The 19377-nt window shown below is 56.6% G+C and carries 8 protein-coding genes; all 8 read left to right on the top strand.

Features of this window, described 5'->3' with window-relative positions; translation table 11 throughout:
- The 8 genes from C469_RS13965 to C469_RS17565 all read left to right on the top strand — a co-directional run bounded on the left by C469_RS13965 (window position 1) and on the right by C469_RS17565 (window position 19312).
- Window positions 1-4626, top strand: a complete 4626-nt coding sequence (locus C469_RS13965) for a homing endonuclease associated repeat-containing protein (RefSeq protein ID WP_008007692.1) — start codon at window positions 1-3, stop codon at window positions 4624-4626.
- Window positions 4627-4758: 132 nt separating this feature from the next.
- Entirely contained in the window at window positions 4759-9417 is a 4659-nt protein-coding gene (locus tag C469_RS13960) for a DEAD/DEAH box helicase (RefSeq protein WP_008007691.1), read from the top strand.
- Window positions 9414-10346: a hypothetical protein gene (locus tag C469_RS13955; protein ID WP_008007689.1), complete on the top strand. Its 933-nt coding sequence runs from the start codon at window positions 9414-9416 to the stop codon at window positions 10344-10346. Before C469_RS13960 ends, C469_RS13955 begins: the two co-directional genes overlap by 4 nt.
- On the top strand, window positions 10343-11182 hold the full coding sequence (locus C469_RS13950) for a hypothetical protein (RefSeq protein ID WP_008007687.1): 840 nt from the start codon (window positions 10343-10345) through the stop codon (window positions 11180-11182). The genes C469_RS13955 and C469_RS13950 overlap by 4 nt, the downstream gene beginning before the upstream one ends.
- Window position 11183: 1 nt before the next feature.
- The gene (locus tag C469_RS13945) at window positions 11184-14069 is read left to right on the top strand and encodes an ATP-binding protein (protein WP_008007685.1); all 2886 of its coding nucleotides are present in this window, start codon (window positions 11184-11186) and stop codon (window positions 14067-14069) included.
- Entirely contained in the window at window positions 14059-14739 is a 681-nt protein-coding gene (locus tag C469_RS13940; protein ID WP_008007683.1) for a hypothetical protein, read from the top strand. Before C469_RS13945 ends, C469_RS13940 begins: the two co-directional genes overlap by 11 nt.
- An 81-nt stretch (window positions 14740-14820) precedes the next feature.
- On the top strand, window positions 14821-18897 hold the full coding sequence (locus C469_RS13935) for a DEAD/DEAH box helicase (RefSeq protein ID WP_008007682.1): 4077 nt from the start codon (window positions 14821-14823) through the stop codon (window positions 18895-18897).
- Window positions 18836-19312, top strand: coding sequence for a phospholipase D-like domain-containing protein (locus C469_RS17565; protein WP_241430033.1), 477 nt, complete (start codon window positions 18836-18838; stop codon window positions 19310-19312). Before C469_RS13935 ends, C469_RS17565 begins: the two co-directional genes overlap by 62 nt.
- The last annotated feature ends 65 nt before the right edge of the window (window positions 19313-19377 follow it).

Here is a 19377-nt window from a genome sequence, read left to right as displayed (position 1 = left end):
ATGGATCCGTTCAAAAATCAAGTCGATGATCGTACTTCGTACACGGATCTTGACGAGCAGTTCTATGACGCGCGGCTCTCCAAAAACTCGTTGACACAGGGCGATTGGCCATCACAGATTGACCGCGCCGCGATAGATGTTACGTACGGCGTCGCGCTCGGAACGACTGACGCTTCCTTCGATCACGGAGCGACGATCGGCCGTATGGATTTTGGTACGGCGTGCGGATCACACTATGTTGACGGGTTGCAAGCCCTTGCTGGGTCACAGTCAGACCTGCCACAACTCATCACTGAATACGACGCAAGCGACATCGGCGACTTGGTCTTCCGACTCAATGAACTCCGCGTTGAACTCACGAAACTCGGGTTAGACGACAGCGAAATTGGAGATCTCAACCGCGCAACCGAAGCGCTCATCGAGAAACTCATCACGCAACACGGCGACGAAGAGTTGTCTCGGCAGCCACTGCAACAACCGGAAGCCGTCGCTGACCTGCTGTATCAACTGTTCTCCGACCCGGCCGTAACGAACTACGCAGATATTCTCATCGACTCAATCACCGCGGACTCTGGAAACAGTATCGGCGGGGATAGCCTATTAACACACCTCGATAGACCGCAAATGGTCACGCCACTGTGGGACCATCAGCAACGCGCGATCGCGAACTGGGTCGCCAACGGGACGACCGGGTACGTGAACATGGCGACCGCCACCGGGAAAACCGTGCTCGGCCTCGCCGCCATTGCGCACCTGTTCGGCGATTTACACCCTGCAGACACGGCTGGCATCCCGGCAGCAACACGATCACCGACGGGCCGTGCAACCGTGCTTATCGTCGCCGGACAGGATTTACTCCTTGAACAGTGGCAAAGCGAGTTCGACGAGCATCTGAACATCCCACGGAGCCGTACCGAAACAGGCAGTGACGGTGACCGGCACATCGAACTGGCGTGGGGCGACATCGAATTCCGCACCGCACAGGAACTCCTCGCAGCCGACCCCGGGCTGCACTACGACCTCGTCATTTTAGACGAAGCCCACCGATACAGCAGCGGGCGGCGTGGCAGTCGCGGGTGGCGTGACTTATTCGATGACCTCACGACGAACGCCGACAGCGTCTTGGCGATGTCCGGGTCGATCGATGACGAGTGGCTCGGCGACTCCGGCGTCAAAGACGCGCTCGAAGCGAACCTGGCTCAATGTATCGAGTTCGGTATCACCGAAGCCCGCGAGCAGAACGTCATCGCGGATTTTCGGTGGGACGTGTGTTACGCCGCGAGTAACTCCGACGACACGCTTGCCGGTGTCGCAGACTCGACCACCACGCTCACACCGACATACGACACCAACACGCACAAATTCACGCCGCAGGAACTCTCCGGTGACGTCCCAGCCACCGTCCCGGACACGTTCGAAACGCTCCGGGACCTCCGGTCGTTCGCACAGAGCAAAGACGGGAAAGACGCGCGGGATCAGTCGGAAGCGTTCGACACGTTCGCCACCGCCGCGTTCTCCCGCCGACCGAAACGCTGGCAACTGAACCCGCCGCACAACATAATCGGGCAACTCCTCACCGAACACGTCCCGGACCGGAAGGCCGTCGTGCTGGTTCAGAGTTACGCACAAGCCGACGCAGTCTCCGAATATCTTGTCGATTACTTCGACGCGAACACCGTGTACACGCCGGCGAAAGACGAAGCCGCGCCGTACGACACGATCACGGAGTTCAAACAAGCAGATGCCGGCGTGCTCGTCGGACCAGGAGACGTGCTCGGCGTCGGCGTTGACCTGCCCGACGCCGGGATCGCCGTGAACCTCGCTAAAGGCGGGGTGAACGCGTCACTCATTCAACGCATCGGCCGGATACTCCGGAACCCGACCGGTAACAAGCACGCGCACTTCTACCACGTCGTCACCATCCCGGGCGAGACCGACGCGCGAATCCCCGGCGAGGACGGCAGACGACTCCTCCGCCGTGCCAGCGAATTCCGCGCACTCGGTTCCCGATTCCGCGAACACCCCGGATTCGTCGCCGTCAGCGACACCACCAGTCAAATACTCCGGGAACTGGAGACTGCCGGAGCACGCGCCACCATCGCCGACAACCGCGATACAAGCGACATGGTTGACGACGACGTCGCCCGCGCTTTGTTAGATGAACTGATCGACGAGATTGAATCGACACTGGACGAAGCTCGGGAGCAACCTGTACTTACAACGTACTGGCAGCCCGAATCGCTCACTCCTGGCATAATGCCCGTCCAAGACTCTGTCAGTCATACCGTTACTCCGGAGCCCTCCGAAGCCACAGCCGACTCTGCTCCGACACGTCTCACCGTCACTGTAACTGACACCGACGGTGAGGCGATTAAGAACGCCGCAGTCATCGCCGAAACCACCACGGACTCAGCCGAGCAGATTACCGACGCGGACGGCACCGTTACCATCACGCCCCCCACCTCCGGAAGCGACCCATGCCTGTTCGTTTCCCGGGCCGGATACCAGAACCAAACACACGATATTCCAGGCGAAGAGGACACGGTCACGATCACGCTACCGAATGCAAGCCACACTGCTCTGAGCGCGCACACGGCCGAAAAAACGGCATCCGACACCACCACAGAGCCCGCTGAGTCGTCCGACGAGCCGAGAACTCCGAGCAGAGACGAACTCCGTACCGAAATTCAGCGTGTTGACGGTGTCCTTGCCGGATATCCAACCCTCAGTGAGATGGACACACACAGCAGATACGCGTCCGCACGCTACACGGACGCGTTCGAATCGTGGACCGATGCGCTACACGCCGCCGACATCGACCCAGACCAACGTGTAATCAGTGACGTACAACGCGTTGCTGACCAAGTCGACGGCGTCCCAACGATGGGAGATATCGCCACGCACAGCCACTTCACACCAGCCACACTCGGCGAACATTTCGGAAGTTTCGACGCCGCGATCGCTGCCGCCGGTGTCCATGACTCGGGACAGTCTCCAACACCGTCGACTAACACTGGCCCCGAACCCACAGAGAGCAACCCTACCACTGCCACACAAGATGTAGACGAGACAGCGGACACAACTAGTACATCGTCCAGTACCTCGAATCCCGACACGACCACCACGAGAACAAGCAGCGAGACCTCAACGCCCGATGACCTTATCAGCGAACTACGGGAGTTAGCCAGCGACTGGGACGAGATCGACCGAAAGCTCCTTTACTCGGTTGGTGATCACCATCCGGACGAGTACAAAGACGCTTTCGGGAGTTTAGACGCCGCACTCGTCAAAGCAGGTGTGGCCGACGAAGACACAGTGGAAACGTTCAAAATAAATCAATCATCACTAACAGAGGAACAAGAGGAGCTCATCACCGAGCTCCAAAACCTTGCGAGCGACTGGGACAAAATCGATCGAAAACTTCTGTATTCCGTCGGCAGTCACCACCCAGATGAATACGAAGATGCCTTTGGAAGTATAGAGGATGCACTCATCGAAGCAGAACTTGTTGACACTGAAACAGTAGACAAAGTAAACACGAGAAACCCAAAGCGATCACAACCACCGGATGACCATACCGGTCCGGTCACAGGGACTACCGGGCACCGCGAGACAGACCAGCCGGTGTCTGATAAAACGACATCCTCCGCATCCTCGACGGTTTCGCTGCCCGACGGCCGCGTCGACAAAGTAACAATCACCGTCCTCGAAATTGACTCGAATCCCGGTAGCAAACGCGACGCCTGCCTCCAAGTAGAACTCCAAGACGGTAGCGAACTGCCGCTTGACATCTGGACAACACACAACCTCTCGCTGGAGTGGACCATCGGGGCCACATACACAATTGAGCAAGCTCGACACAAAAGATGGGAGACAGACGCGGGGACTGGTCAGGAGCTCAGTAGCACGAAAGATTTCCAAGCCAAACGAATCGATACCAGCTCACGGAACAATACGTCTGACTCCGTTTCATCGTCATCGCCAAGCGAAGACGAAACATCGAGTAGTGGGGAAACCACCACAGGAAGCAGCGGTACTCCAAGCCGCCGTGACCTCCTTGACGCAGTTCAACACGTTGCCGGAACATTTGAACGACCGCTCAAGGCAACGGACGTAAGCGACACCACACAGTACTCAGTTAACGATATCACTCGTGTGTTCGGATCCTGGCAGAATTGCCTTGATGCGGCCGGAATCGACAACGAAGCCCGACTTATTGAAGACCTACACCGAGTGGCCAATGAACTCGGTCACAAACCCTCTACTGCTGAAATGAACGAACATGGTCATGTGACTGCTAGTACCATCGCCAACTACTTTGACACGTACACGGCAGCCACCGAGCAAGCCTTTGATAAAACGAAATCCTTCCAGCCACCGTCCGACCCCGCTAAGGACGACAACTCAGAGACTTCCAACGGAGAGAACGTCTCTACAGACACGGACACCGGCTCAGGAGAGCTAAGAGACGTAAATGGTGTCACAGACAGAATTGAACAATCGCTTCGTCAATCAGGGTTCGATACGCGAAGCAAACTGAAGAAGGCATCAGTAGACGATCTCGCCGAGGTTGACGGAGTCAGCAAACAGGTGGCGATGCGAATCAAACTTGATGTCGGCGGATAATCAGGAGACGGAAGAAATACAACCACAGAAACATCTCGTAATAACTACTCTAACTTTCTAATGCATTCACCACAGCGAACACTCGACTCCGCGATTGACCGTGCGGCAGAGATCACTTGGTGGAACCGCCAAATGACTCGACTCGATGAAGTAGTCGGCGATGAGGAAGCGACATCGTTCATCCGGAACGAAATCGTCGAACAAAAGGGTCCATACGTCGAGTTCGTCGATGCTCCGAAATTCCATGAGCGATCAGCGGCAGAGTTCCTCGGCGATCTCGACTACAGTGACGAACTCATCGACGCGATCATCGGTGACCTATTTGATGGCGACCCGGGCGGGTCGCTTTACGAACATCAGGCTGAGACGATTGAATCGATTTCGGCTGATTCGAACGACAACGTCTTAGCGGTGCCAACTGCGACGGGGAAGACGGAGTCGTTCTTTTTCCCGATCCTTGATCACTGTATCTCCACAGACGAACCGGGGTTGAAGTCGCTAATAGTCTACCCGATGAAGACTCTCGGTGTTGACCAGCTCAATCGGTTTATTTCGTACCTCGATCGGATTAACCGCCACCGTGACCCCGAAGACAGGATTACGATCGGGATTTGGGATTCCGACACACCGACTCGGATAGGGACCCGTGAACACGAAATCGAGGAGGGTTCGTACGTTCGAGGACTCGAATGTCCGCGAGAGGAGGGCGAGAAGCTCCGGATGCTCGGCGACATGACGGTGGGAACGGAAGATAACAAATATTCGTGGATCCGGGTGACACGGGACGCTATCAGAAACGGCGCAGATATCCTTCTCACGAACCCCGAGGCGCTCGACCATATGTTCGTGAGCAACAACTCCGAAACACGCCAGATACTCGGAGAAGACCCGGGCCAACACCCCGTCGAGCACGTCGTTTTCGACGAAGCCCACGTTTGGAGCGGCATCTCCGGAGCCTCAGTTCGGCTCCTCTCGGAGCGGCTCAAATCGTTCTACGCCGAGAGAGATCCCCAGATCACGATGGTCTCTGCCACCGTGGACAACCCCAGGGAACTCGCACACAAACTCACTGGAACGCCAGAAGCCGAAATCAACTCAATCGATTTCACGCCACGGAAGTTCCCGATACAATCATCGCCCTCGTTCGATCGGTTTGCGCCGTGTGACCTCGGTGAGATCGCCGCTGTACTCGCCCTTGCCGACCTCGGCGAATCAACCCCCGATGACCTCGCCGAAGCCGGCCTCAAGGATGCCTACGAAACGGTCAGCGAAGTCGGTCTCGTGTCTGTCAGTGCTGCGGATGTCGTAACCCTCCCATCAAGCCTCGATTGGGTTCGGAACCCTCTCACTGACGAAGTCGATGCTCTCCTTGCGGACAACACGTTCGACTCGGTGTCGGAGGTTGCATCCACTGAATCGGGACAGAACCATCTTGCCGACACGTTGCTTGAGGCCGGCGGCCTCGATAGCGAGTGGTTCGATTTCGTCACCTCGCAGGTCCCCGAGGCTGCGGCGTTCGCTAGCTGGTTCGACGAAGGGACGACCGGCGACGTCGGGTTCAGACACTATGACGGACTCCTCGCAGAGCTCGCCGACGAAGGTGTCGACGAGACCGCCGGAGTGCTGGACGCGGTGATGGCGTTCGGTCGCCTTGCGGGGATGGTGACGGAGAAGTACCACGTCTTCCTGAAGCCGCCGACCCAGGCTTACCTCTGTGAGTCTTGCAGCGACGTTACGCGGGATAAACACTGCACGGTGTGCGATACACGAAACGCGGAGATCCAGTTCTGTAAGCGGTGTCACTATCCGTTTGTCGAACACGATACGGCCGACGACGAGGAGAGCTTCCGACCGTTCGACCATGCTGCCCCCGTCGACGACTGCCCGGGCTGTGGTCAGTGGCCCCGGCTCACAGATATCGGCGTGCCGACGACGAGCCTTCTGTCATACATGTTGACGGAGGTCTGCCGAACAAGCCCGTCGAAGAAGACGCTCGTCTTCTCGGACTCCCACAGCGCCGCCGAGTCTGTCGGTGACAGCATCATCGGGACGGAGTACGGCTTGATGGCCGAAACGCTCTACGTACAACATCTGATCGAGAACGGGGGCAGCGCCGGCAACTACGAGGCGTTCCGTGCAGTCGCCGACGAGCTCCGGGAAGCATACTGGGAGCCGCTCATCCAGAACGAGATCGACGAGGATGGGACGGCGTACAACTTCCTCCGTACGCTTCTCGACGATATCGAAGCTCACGCGATGCTTCACAACGCGGAAAACCTCCTCGATAGCGCACTTGTCACCGCGGAGCCTGTCATCCAGTTCGACGACCCGACCGAACGGGTCGTTGCGCACGAGGCCTACAAGCTGTTCGTGAAGGATCCTCGGGTGGGATTCTCGAAGAACACCATCGACATCGAGGGGCTCTCGCTCCCCAAGATTGCCGAACGAATTTCGTCGCGCTCTGGCTACGATACCGAAACCGTCTACAACGTCCTCCCTGAGGTCCTTGATGCGTTGCTCGACGACTCAATCGTCGTCGAGCAATCGTGGGAAGAGGTCAGGCAGACGATAGCGAACGCGAACGTCAGTGAGGACCGGAAAGAGGAAACCGTTGAATACGTTGAGCGAGTCCGCGACGAGTTCAACGAGGCCGGAATTCATGACGAGGAGTCAGAAACAGGAATTCTCACCCGCGTTGTGCGCCGCGACAACTCGACGCTTACGCTCTTAGAGCGGGCGTCATTCTGTACAGACTGCTACCGCTCGTACCCCGTCGGAGACGCCTCACTTACGGAATGTCCCGACTGTGGGACCCCGATTGAATCGTACCAACGGTTCACTCGTGACGAGGACGGAACGCTCGTCGCCGACCCTGGATATGCGGACGTCGACTCCGGCTGGTCGTATGCCGTCGACCACTGGGCTCACGACATCACGACGCCGATAAGGAATGGAGCCGACCCCGAGTTCATCAGTGTCGGAATTCACAAGGGAAACGTTCCACACACGCTTCGCGGAGCGATCGAGGAGGGATTCCGGAAAGACGACCCAGATGTCAATATCGTCAGCGCGACGCCGACGATGGAACTGGGGGTCGACATCGGCAGCCTCGATACCGTCGCCCAAGTGGGTATTCCACCAACGCTTACGAACTACGTCCAGCGAAGCGGTCGAACCGGCCGGACCCGCGGGAGTTCCTCACTCGTCGCCACCGCCATTCGGGGCGAACACCCGGTTGACGGGCACTACTACGGGAATCTCGAAACGTTCCTCGATGACTTCGAACCCGTCCGTGTCCCTGACCCTTACGAGTTCGAAGAGCTCCTCGCTGGCCATGTCGTGACTGAGACGTTCGCGTATCTGGCCCGCAACCCGCACCCCTCCAACGTTTTCGAGAGGAAGTACCTCCTGAACGAGACCAACCAGAACTTGGACGCGTTCGTCCACAGTGTCGAGGAGAGCCTCGATATTCTCCAGGAGTTCCTGCTTGCGGAACGCAGAGAAGCACTCGAGCGACATCTGCGGTCGATCTTCGGTCAACAGGGCATCGACGCGTTCGAGTCCGTGTTCGTCGACAGTGGACCTCTTTCGATGCCTCACCGTATCGAGAAAACGTTCTCACAGATCATATCGATGTCGGGGTCGGCGGAGACCAACAAAGCGTTCACCGAATCGAACAACCGCCTCGATCAATGGCTGGGCCGCCTCGGTTATCTAGCGAACTACCGCAGCTTCGGCCAGCAGTTCCCCGTGAAGTTCTCGGGACGTTCCGAGGGGATCGAGTTCGAGGGGTCCGGTCGACTCTACGACATGTTCCCCGGCCCGGAGAACGACTTGGGATCGCTCGTCACCCTCCACGGTACGGACTACATCGTGGATGACGTCCGCGGAAGTTCGACACCGCTCACGACGGTTATGGTGTGTACGAACGAGGACTGTGAGCGTCCGTTCGAAAGCTACGAACTCGACACGGAGCAGTGTCCGTACTGTGATACCCTCCTCGAAGAAACGAACGTTCATGGGGTGAGTTCGGTCGAGTGTAAACCAGCACGAGGCGGACAGAAGCGATACAACACTCGTGGATTGATGACGACTGCCGTCTCCGATAGCGACGTTCCCCCGCAAAAGACCGCCTCGATGACTGTGTTCGGACTGGACTGTGAGGCAAGTTACGGGGAACTCGATGTCACGGACTTCGTGTACGCGTTCGAGCGCCGCCACTCGTCGAGCCCCGATAAGTCGGTCCTTCGGTCGCAAGCCCTCATCGAGCGCGATCCGTCTTCGCCGGCGCCTGAAAGCGGGAAATCGTGGGAGGACCGCCTCGAGGAAAGCGAGACCGAAGAGTACGCACCCGTCGGCCAACAGTATCATACGCAGGGTCTGACTCTCGAGTTCGACCAGAATGACGTTGCCAATCGACTCGATGTCGGTGACGATGAGGAGATATGGCCACAGGCGCTTGTTAGCCTGAAGCAGGCCCTCGAGAAAGCGATTGCCGTCGTTGCACAATGCGAACGGTCGGATTTCCGAGTCGATACAGACAAGACTGAATCGACAATCAGCGTTAACATCGTGGATAGCCGCCAGGGTGGGAACGGGATCGCTTGGCAGGTCTGGAACGCGCTCGATGACATCCAGGCCCGGGTCGAAGAGGTCGCCGACTGCGATCGATGCGAGGACTACTGTGACGAGTGCTTACTCCTTTCGCGCACGCCCGCCTACTACCTCGAGAACGACTTGCTCGATAATCAGGTTCTCAGTGCCCTAATCACCGTTCCCTCCAACACATGACAGAGCCATCGACGTTCAAGCGGCTCAGCAACGCCGATATCGCGGCCATCCACGACGACACCGGACAGACGTACTGGTGGATGCTACGATCGCTTCCGGCCATCAATTATCTCGGGTTCCAGACGTTCACCTACCCTACGTCGTGGCGCTCACTCAACACCGGTGGGGAGTTCCCGTCGTACACGCATCAGTACGACTACCTCGACTACGACTACAAAGTCCTCGGCCAACTCGAGGAGGACGCGTTTCGCAACGATTTGGTCGTCACGACGAGTGAGTATTATGAGGGCGAAACCGAGTATTCAATCGATCATCTAATCAGCCGCTACGCAGCCCGTCCTGAGACGCTCATCGTGGTCACGGACTCACGTCGGTTCACGCCACGTGGTGGACAGCGTCCGCTCTACCAGGAACAGTTCGTCGAAAACGTTGGCTCCTATCAGCGTCTGTACACCGGATTCGAGCAGGTGTATAAGAACGCCGGGTGGGACCTCCCGCTACTGGACACAAAGAATCTCTTCATCCACGACAACGCGAACCTCTATGAGTTCATCACCGGGGAGGAACTCGAGGATACCGAAGACCTGTTCAAAGTTCTTCCCGATGCACCGTTCCTGCCGCTCTACGCAGTATTCGGGCAGATATTTGCGCGACCAGACGAGTACGGCTCCGTTCCACTCGACGAGGACGACGTGACGGGTCTCGAACGGTGGCTACGCAGGCGCATTGAGTGGGACCGGGAAACCGCGTCCGATGTCGCTCGAAGCCTCAACCGTGCGGTGAGCGACGATGGACAGACGTTCGACCCGTCTTACGCGGCACGGACGCCGGTAGTGAAGGACGCCGCAGACAGAGCGGCCGAGATTGACCCCGACGAATCATCAATTCATAAACGATACCATGCCTGGTTACAACAGCCTAACAGATGAGTAGTAGCGAAGGATATCTCCTCAACGCGATTCAGACGCCAGGGCCACTCCTCCCGGTATATCGATCGATCAGTCAGGGGAGCGAGACGAAGTCTCACATCAAGAGTGACACGCAAATCGATTCTGGGCTTGATTCCATCCTAGACGGGCTTCGGCTCCTCCGCATGATCGGCAAAGAGGAGGAAGCGTACTACGCTCGTGAGTATGAGTGGGATGTCGGAGACGAGCGCTGGAACTTCCGACTAACCGTACTCCACAACCTTGCACAGGAGTGCCAGTCGAATGACTGGGGCAAGCAAGCCGCTGTCTTGCTCAATTACAAGTTCTTACTCGACAAGGACATCCAGCATTTCGAAAATAACGAGGAACCGATCTACACCGATATCGACGACTGGTACGCCGAAATCAATTATCGGCCACAGTCCCAGCAGGGATTAATAATGCATAATGATAACAAGTTCGCAAACTGGACGCGGCTCGTCCATTTCCTCGGACTGGTACACAAAGTGAGTGGCCGGGAGCATACCGTCTACCCTGATCCAGCATTAATTCGATACTCACTTGATCTCGCTGCTGAAGACAGTGCGATAAATATCGATGGGACACCCGGCATCGTGATTGAGCAGTATCTCCGCTGGCTCCGTGAGAATCTGCTCTATGTCGAAACGACGTCTGACGGTGCGATCCCAGAAGGGATTGCTCGTGTCCTGTTCGAACTCATCCGAGATGATGAAATACGGATCGTTGAGTACGGTGATGCCGGCGCCGTTACCCTTGGCGGTATCCCTCCGTATGATGGAATTGATAGCCAAGCAAACGCGATTAAATTGATCTAAGATGAGTACGATTCAGCAAGACTCGGAGCTTCAGTGCCCGCACTTCGAGGCAGTCGACGAGAAGACGCTCCGACAATTGTTCTCGAAAGTCGCAGCGGTACGCTCAGACAACAAAGACCTGTTCGAGTTCACACACCGGCCGATCGAGGTATTCCGGTCGCCGCAGGGGACTCGATCAGAAGAGGAAGTCGTCGGAGAGAAGGAAGTGTACCGCGAGTTCACCGACCAGCGAGTCGGGAATTTCTCGGTCGTTATCGAGGGAGAGGTAGGGACCGGGAAGTCAGAGTTGTGTGCTTTCTTATCACACCAACTTGAGGAAGACGGTCGACCAATCCTGCACGTCGACAAGGACGACGACCTGATGACGCTCCTCTCGGAACGAATCCCGGAGTTCTACGAGAAGCACTTCGACGAAGAACTGCCCGGCGCATCGAATTTTCAGCAGCTCCGGGAGGACCTCAAGAAAAACGCGAGTGTTGTCGCCAACAACGCAACATCCGGCGCGATCCTCAACCTCAGTGCGCGCGGCAACGAAGTTGACGCACAGGGGAAAGAAGAAAAGATCCGAGAATTTGTTCAGGACCAACTCTCACTTCTCGTCGAAAAGGGTGAATACGCGAAAGAGATCAAGTTTGTTACCGAGCAAGCGTACCGCCGGAACGATTTCCTACAGGTCATTGAGGATTCTATTGATGTCGAAGACGCCGTGGAAGCGTTCAATGAGGAACTCTGGCGGGAGATCAGGGAGCGCTACCAGACGGCATCCCTCGGCGATGTTCTTGAGCGCGTGGGAGACCGGTTCACGGATACGCGCCCGGTGATCATCTTCGAGGACTTCGCTATCACGGCAATGGAGGGGAAGCGGCTCCGAAACTACATGGAACGTGATAAACCAAGCGACAATTGGGACTTCGTGGTCGCTGGCACTCGAGACTCAACGGACGTTCTCCACACGCAGACTGCTGAGGACCGTTTCGAATTTTATCGAACGAACCGCCAGAACTCGAACAGCGTCCTTTTCCTCGACGAGGACTCCGCTGTCGACTTCATCCGGCCGTACCTCGGCTACTTCAAGTCCTTCGACGGGAGCGTGGAGTACGACCGTAGTGGGGATGGGCTCGACCTCTCGTTGAATCCCGCTCCTTCTGAGTCAATCTGTGCTGACTGCGGGTTCTGTGATGAGTCATTCCGAGACCTCTTCCCGTTCAACGAGCCCTTCCTCGAGCGCGTCTACGCTGGGCTCCAAGACGACGAACAGTCCCCGCGAGAGTACGTTATGGCCGTATTCGATGTGCTCCGTGATTACTACGAAGGGTACGTCGACGCCCCGTCGAGTGCTGACCGTCTAAACGTGTTAACTAACAATGTTGATCCAGCCACCCCAATCTATGAGAGCGCAGAATCTCTCGCGAACCTTGCGCGGTGGTACGGAGTTCCGACAACTGACGGGATCAAGGTCGACGCTAGGTTCGTCGACGCCTTCGGAGAATCTGAAGCAGTGGAGGGAACTGACGGGGTCACTCGTTCGGATGGTTTCGTCACAGTCCCGACTGATATCGAGTCCCCGGGCCCAACTGGACCGGGACCCACGGGACCGGGACCCACGGGACCGGAACCTCCTGAACCGCCACAGCTCAGCAAAGCCGAACGGTTAATCCAAGATCTCCGACCGAACGTCCAGCCGTGGCAGAGCAATCCCGGGGAGTTCTCTGAGATCACCCGATACCTCCGTATCGGGCTGACCGATTCGATCAAACATCTCACCAACGACTTGGAACTGTTCGATGGGATGGGACTGCGGTATAATTTGAGCAGCCAGAAGGATCCGTTCGTCTTTGCGAGTCAACAGCGGTCGCCTGATGACGATCAGATCGTGATCGATCCACAAGAGTTCCGCCTATCCGATCTGAAAAAGCTCCTCAAGTTCGGTATCTACCGGGAGGAAGAGAAATCACAGGCGGACTTCGACGAGTTGCTCAGAGGCCTTGGAACGCAGTTGACAGGGTATGCACGACAGTGGCAGCAGGAGATCGTCGAACATCATCTTCGTTCGGACCTGAAATTCTTCAAAAAGAACGCAAACCACACATTCGAGGATTTCGCTCTCGCGGGCTACGCGTACGTGGTTCTTCTAAGTTCTCCGTTCGAGGAAGTCACCGCCGAGCGACTGAGCGAGCGATTCAGCGAATCTGGCTCCTACACGCTTGATTCGGAACTTCGAGAAGCACTGAGACAAGAGGTCTCGAAAGATGGGTTCAATGACCTCGTCAAGTTCATGAACCAAGCCGACCGGTTCGAGGAGATGGTCAGTGCCTTTTATGGCGCTAACGCGAACACGCTCGATGTGGCTCGTGTCCGTGAGCGGCTCGAAGAGCATCCTCCTACTGCCGTCTTCGAAGGGCTTGGTCGAGGTCGAATCCAGCGTGTCTCGTCTCGTGTGCGCTTCGATACGGACAGCAAGATTCGGGATATTGCGGATATCTCGTACGACCTCAACCAATTGTTCGAAGAGCTGGAAGGCGAGTATAGAGAGGAGACGGTCACCACAGTCTCCGATGAACTCGCCTCAGTCTCTATCTCGAATATCGATGGCATTCTCGAAACGCTCCGGACGTATGACCACGTGGACACCGACATGGTCGAGTCACTCGGTAAGTTCGTGGCGTTAGATCAGCAAGCTATCGACGAGGCGGCGGACGCCGCTCGTCTCGCTGGTGACCTTGAGAACAGGTCGGCTGACGAACGGCTACAAGCGATACTGATCAGCATGAAACTCACGAAAACCAACGTCTACGAGCGTTACGACGATATTTCGATTGTCGGCGGTGGCACCGAATCCGACTTTGCAAAGAACTTCCTCGAGATCGGAGGCTACTATGTCGACTGACAGTGAGTCGCTCGAAGCCAAGCTGCAAAGCGTACAGAAGCAGTATCGACGTCAGCATCTCGCTGACGAACTGGACGAACTAGCGGAGACGATGGAGGAAACACTCCTCCAGCGTGAACTCGCAAGTGCGTTCTTCGACGAACGTGTCGAAATCGACACCTCGGCACGCCAGTCTGTCGACGAGGTCATGGATTTGCTCGAACGCGGGGAATACGAAACCATTGAGGAACGTCTCTCGGCGCTCGAATCAGAAGTAGAGAGTGCGGAGACGACGGTACAGAACCGGATCCAGGAACTTCGCCTGAAGCACAATTCCACGGTTACCGCGATGCAGCGGCTGAACGATCGCGTCGAACGCGTGGACGAGTTGCGACTCCGAGCTCTCGGCGGCCTCCTCGACGACTGGCGGTGGAAGGAGCACGTCTATTCGGAGGAAGACGTGAAGTTTGAGGAGTTAGCTCAGAATGCCCGCGAATACGGTCAGGAGATGCGTGAGGCGTTTGATGAACTTCAAGAGACACTGTTTGGCCACTATCCTCCGGATATCAGGTCGCTGATCGAGCGGATGATCGACGATGAACGCCTCTCATACGCCGACCTCAAACCCGAACAGCGGACGCTGCTCGCTGAGTCTGATATCGGCGAATATATTGAGCTGACACTCTCGTAGTCTCCTTTCCTCCCGTCGTTACGAGGTGTTAGTAAGCTTGAAGAACGGGCGGGTAAACGACAATAGTATCCCTTTCTTCTCATGCAATTTGTAGACCGGAACACGAAGCCATCTCGGCTAAACGACGATATTCAGCCGCTGATCGAGGCGATGCTTCATAACCGCCGGATATTCAAGACGGAGCAGGCGGATCCTCCCTTCGTTACCGAGGCACTCAAGTACAGACGTGAGCGTCAGAAGCGACGACAGACGAGCCCGTACACCGGGTCTGATGAGTTTGTTCAAGAAATCATCGACCTGTTCGGATTCGATCCACTAGACTTCCAAGTCGAGAGCTGGCAGACGGTCGATGAACTCGACCGGGAACGGCGAGAGTCGAATCAGAACAAGGCTGCCGTGTTTTCTGCACCCACCGGATTCGGCAAGACGGAGGCGTTCCTGGGTCCACTCTACCAGCTGCTTCGTGATGGACGACAGGAGTCGACGGCCATCGTCTACCCGAGTCGGGCGTTGCTACAGGATCAACTGGGTCGTGTCCTCGAACACATCCACCAGATCAATTCAAACACCGATGATCAGCTCTCCGTCGGTGTCTACGTCGGTGGCATGCCGTACAAAATGAACGAGGTCGAGGGCGATCAGACCTTCTTCACTGGTGATAGCGGCCGCCCTCGGTTCAAACTCGCCAACTGCTGGTGTGGCGAGGAAGGCAGCCCGAACGCGTTCGAGTACCACGGAACTTCCCAGAGTTACACGCTCCGTTGTGAGGCCAACCCGGACCACTCGTTCACCGATCGTGAGCTGATCTTGTCGCGCCACGATATGGTGTTCAACAATCGTCCCGACATCGTTCTCACGACACTTGAGTCACTGGAAGGGTTCGCTCTCAAGCCCCACTATTCGCTGGTCGATGACTTCGAAACAATCGTCCTAGACGAGGTCCACATGAACACCCAGATTCGAGGGGCTCATGCGTCGAAGATCATCGAGAACGTCAACGCGATTACCGAGCAGCCAATCCTCTGGTTGGGGTCGAGCGCTACCATCGACAATGCGGCTCGATTCGGAAAGCGCCTCTTCGGTGTGTCGAACGACGACATCCACACCGTCGAACCCGGCGCATCGGATTTCGATGACGACCACGACGATTACGAACACTACTACTTCATGCTCGCCGCGCCTGATGGGCCAGGGGCGTCGTCGATGTCGATCCAACAGCATCTTCTCCTCGGACACAGCCTCCTTGAGCAGTCCTCCGGGCAGCGTGGGAAGATGCTCGCCTTCATCGATAGTATCTCGCAAATCAATCAAAAATACACGCAGCTTCTCGACGCGGACCACAACCGAGAGCTCTGGCGCTACCACCTCGGTGACGGCGACGATGATGTCGAAGACTGGGCGGCCGTTGCTGAGGCGATGGATCACAGGTTCCTCGATGAACACCTCTCGTTCATGCCGGTCTCTGCCGAACACGGTTTCGACTCGGGTGACGTCGGTTCCAGCGACGTCCTTCTGTCCACGTCGTTCTTAGAAGTAGGAATCGACGTCGGGGAAATCAAGACGATTACGCAGTATAGGACACCTTGGGACCTTTCCTCGTTCAAGCAGCGTGCTGGTCGCGCCGCGCGGAAGGAAGGGATGGACGCACACGTTGCGGTGATGCTCTCCAGTCTGACGGGGGACTCGAACATGTTCTACCGGGCGGACCGGTTCCTCGACTCTGACATCCGCACACCACTCAAGACAGACAACGATGTCATTGAATGGGTCCACTCACGGTTCCGTGAGTACTACGAGGTGTCGCTCGGAATCGCAGACCAGCCCAATCTCAGCCTTCGTGACCCCGGTGAACAGTTCCTCGACGAATATCTCGGAGATCGACTCGAGTTCGACGCCTACCGTAATCTACTGCTTTCGCCGGGGGAATTCTTCGACGAGGAGTTTGGAATCGACGTCGCTTCACAGCCTCTACTCTCAGAGGAACTCGTCGGCGAGGCGCGTGCGAGGCTCAGGTCACACCTCGAAGACCAACGCGAGACGTTCGAGGAGATTGAGTCATTCTTCGAGCTCGATGACGGAAACGTAGTACGAGGAGAAGAAACGGTCAACACCTATGTTCACAAGGTCCAAGATCAGGTACTCGAACTGATCAACGCTTTCTCCGGACAGGTGTCGGGCTATGAGGATGAGCTCGAGGCGCTCGGGGAAACGGGATATGAAGAAGAAGTAGACTCGCTTGAATCTAACCTAGCAGACCTCCGAGAGACTGCATCAGAAATCCCCGACGGGGATACACACGGTAAGATACGACATTTCGATGACCTGCTCGCGGATCTGTTCAGCCTTACCGGCCCGTTGATGAAATTCCGGAGCCGTGTGGACCGTGCAACGGACCGAGAGATTCCACAAGTTCGGACAGACAGACTCAATGACGTCCACGACGCTGCTATGCAGCTCTACAATCTGAGCGACGATGAACGGATCAAGGATTACTACCGCACACAGAAACGTATCCACTACCTCATCGAGGCACTCGACGAATTAGAGGAATACGTCGCGTTTAGCAACCCACACCTCAGTCTCTACGCCGTCAAGCGGCTCCTCCGCGGCGCGTATTACTTCGAGCAGTATCTCGGCGTGAACGACCGTAGCCTCGGAGAGGTTTGGTACATCCCTCAAAACTACTTCGGCGGTGCTGGGCGCTTCTTTAGCGTCTTCAATCCCGATAACGGCGACAGTACTGATGAGTCGATCGACAAGCTCGTGAGTACCTACACGCCGTATCGATCGGAGTACCAATCGGAGACCAACCAGATGTACGCGTTCCTACCGCGTACTCGAGTTACGGAAGACGGCGTCGAATTGGACTACTCTCAGCACGTCAGTGGAGAGATTCAGGACGGTATCCTCATCCCTGATTCAATCGAGCTGTCCGCGATGGCCGATTTGAGTGAGGATGCAATGAATATCGTCCGGTACTGTCCCGTGTGCTACCAGGTAATCACCGATATCGATAGCTGCCTACGCCACGACAAAAGTGAACTGGGGAAAATCCATTCGAACCCCCAGGTGAGTACGAACGTCGAACTCCGCTCAGAAACGGAGCGGACAGGTTCGGTAACGCTTGCGGACGTCTCCTCGGAGGTAACTCTCGACGGAGTTACGCTGAGTATCCGTCCTGCTCAGTCATGGGGGACGCAGGTGAGTTTCGATCAGCGGGACCCGTTCGAGGTGGAACTCGACAGCCCGGAAGAGAAACTCGGCTTCCAAATCGACACACGAGGACTCGTGTTCGATCTCGAGTCGTTCCTCGAGAGAGTCGCAGACGAGGACGTTCGTTCGCTCGTCGAACGCTACCACGAGTTCGAGGAAATCGACTACGAGTACGTCGCGTATCATACGGCAGCACACTTCTACCTCCAGATCGTCTCGGATATCAGCGCCGTTAACACCTCGATGCTGTTCTACGGCTTCGACCGCGATGCAGGCGAGGTGTACATCTTCGAACGAACAGAGGGTGGCCAGGGAGTCGTCGACTTGGTCTTCGAGGACCTATCGAACGACCCCGGGACAGTGTTGGAAGCGATCAACCGGGTCGGATACAACTCACAAGTTATCAACGAACGCCTGTGGGCGAGTGAACCCTTCGTCGACCAGCTCTGTACATCGACCGCTGAACCCGATGTCGAGGCGGCGGTCAGAGAAGCACTCGATACCCCGTTCGAGTCAGTGGTGGATCGGGTCGTTCAAGAAGTCCTGTCCAGCGTTGACAAAGCCGAACAGTTCGCAATCGACGAGGAAATCGACGCCACCGACGCGTTTCGGGTCAAGCAGACAATCGCTCAGAAGCAGGTAGACGGGGTAGACGAGTTCCCCGATACTGCCGTCGATGCGCTAAGCGTCGATCTATCCGATGTCGACCGGGCAAAAACGGTGTTCTACTCCCCCGATATCGACGGCTGCGTGGAGAACCTCCATCTCGGGGAGTGTATCGCCGCGACGGATCAGAGTGACTCACTCAGTTACGTCCTGCTCGAAGCCCTTCGAGAGGATATTACTGAAACAGTTCCCGCTGACCAGACTAGCACTGAGATGTTTGACCGAGAACTACCTCCAGCAGGTGAATTCGATGACAAGAGCGTTTTCCTTACCTTCTGAGAGCCTCTCGTATTTCATCGGGTTCACGCTACTGCACTGCGACCCTGTCGTCGTGGTCTCGCCCTGGCTGAGCGACGTCTCCCTCAGTCTCCCGATCAACGACCGGTTCGAGTCTCGAGAGGTGTCCCTTATTGAAGCGCTGGAAACGCTCTCGGAGAAGGAAATCCATCTTTTGCTTCGCTCCGGGGAATCGCACAACGATTACATCAAACGGAGACTCCCCGAGCACGTCCATGTTCAGGAGATCGACGGACTTCACGCGAAGGCTGTCGTCTCGGACTCGTTCGTCTACCTCGGCTCGGCAAATATCACACGTGGTGGTCTCACCCTAAACCGGGAACTCTGTGAGGTAATCGAGAACGAGTACGGTTCGGCGACTGAGTACGTCAAACTGACACTCGATCTTACTGTGTGACGGAAGCGCTCAGTTTTTCCGGAGAGTGTCTTGTGATGCCACCCCATGAAATGTCAAAATCTGTA

It is taken from the genome of Halorubrum lipolyticum DSM 21995, from assembly GCF_000337375.1.
Taxonomy (GTDB): Archaea; Halobacteriota; Halobacteria; order Halobacteriales; family Haloferacaceae; genus Halorubrum; species Halorubrum lipolyticum.
This window is presented reverse-complemented; position numbering and strand designations above follow the sequence as displayed.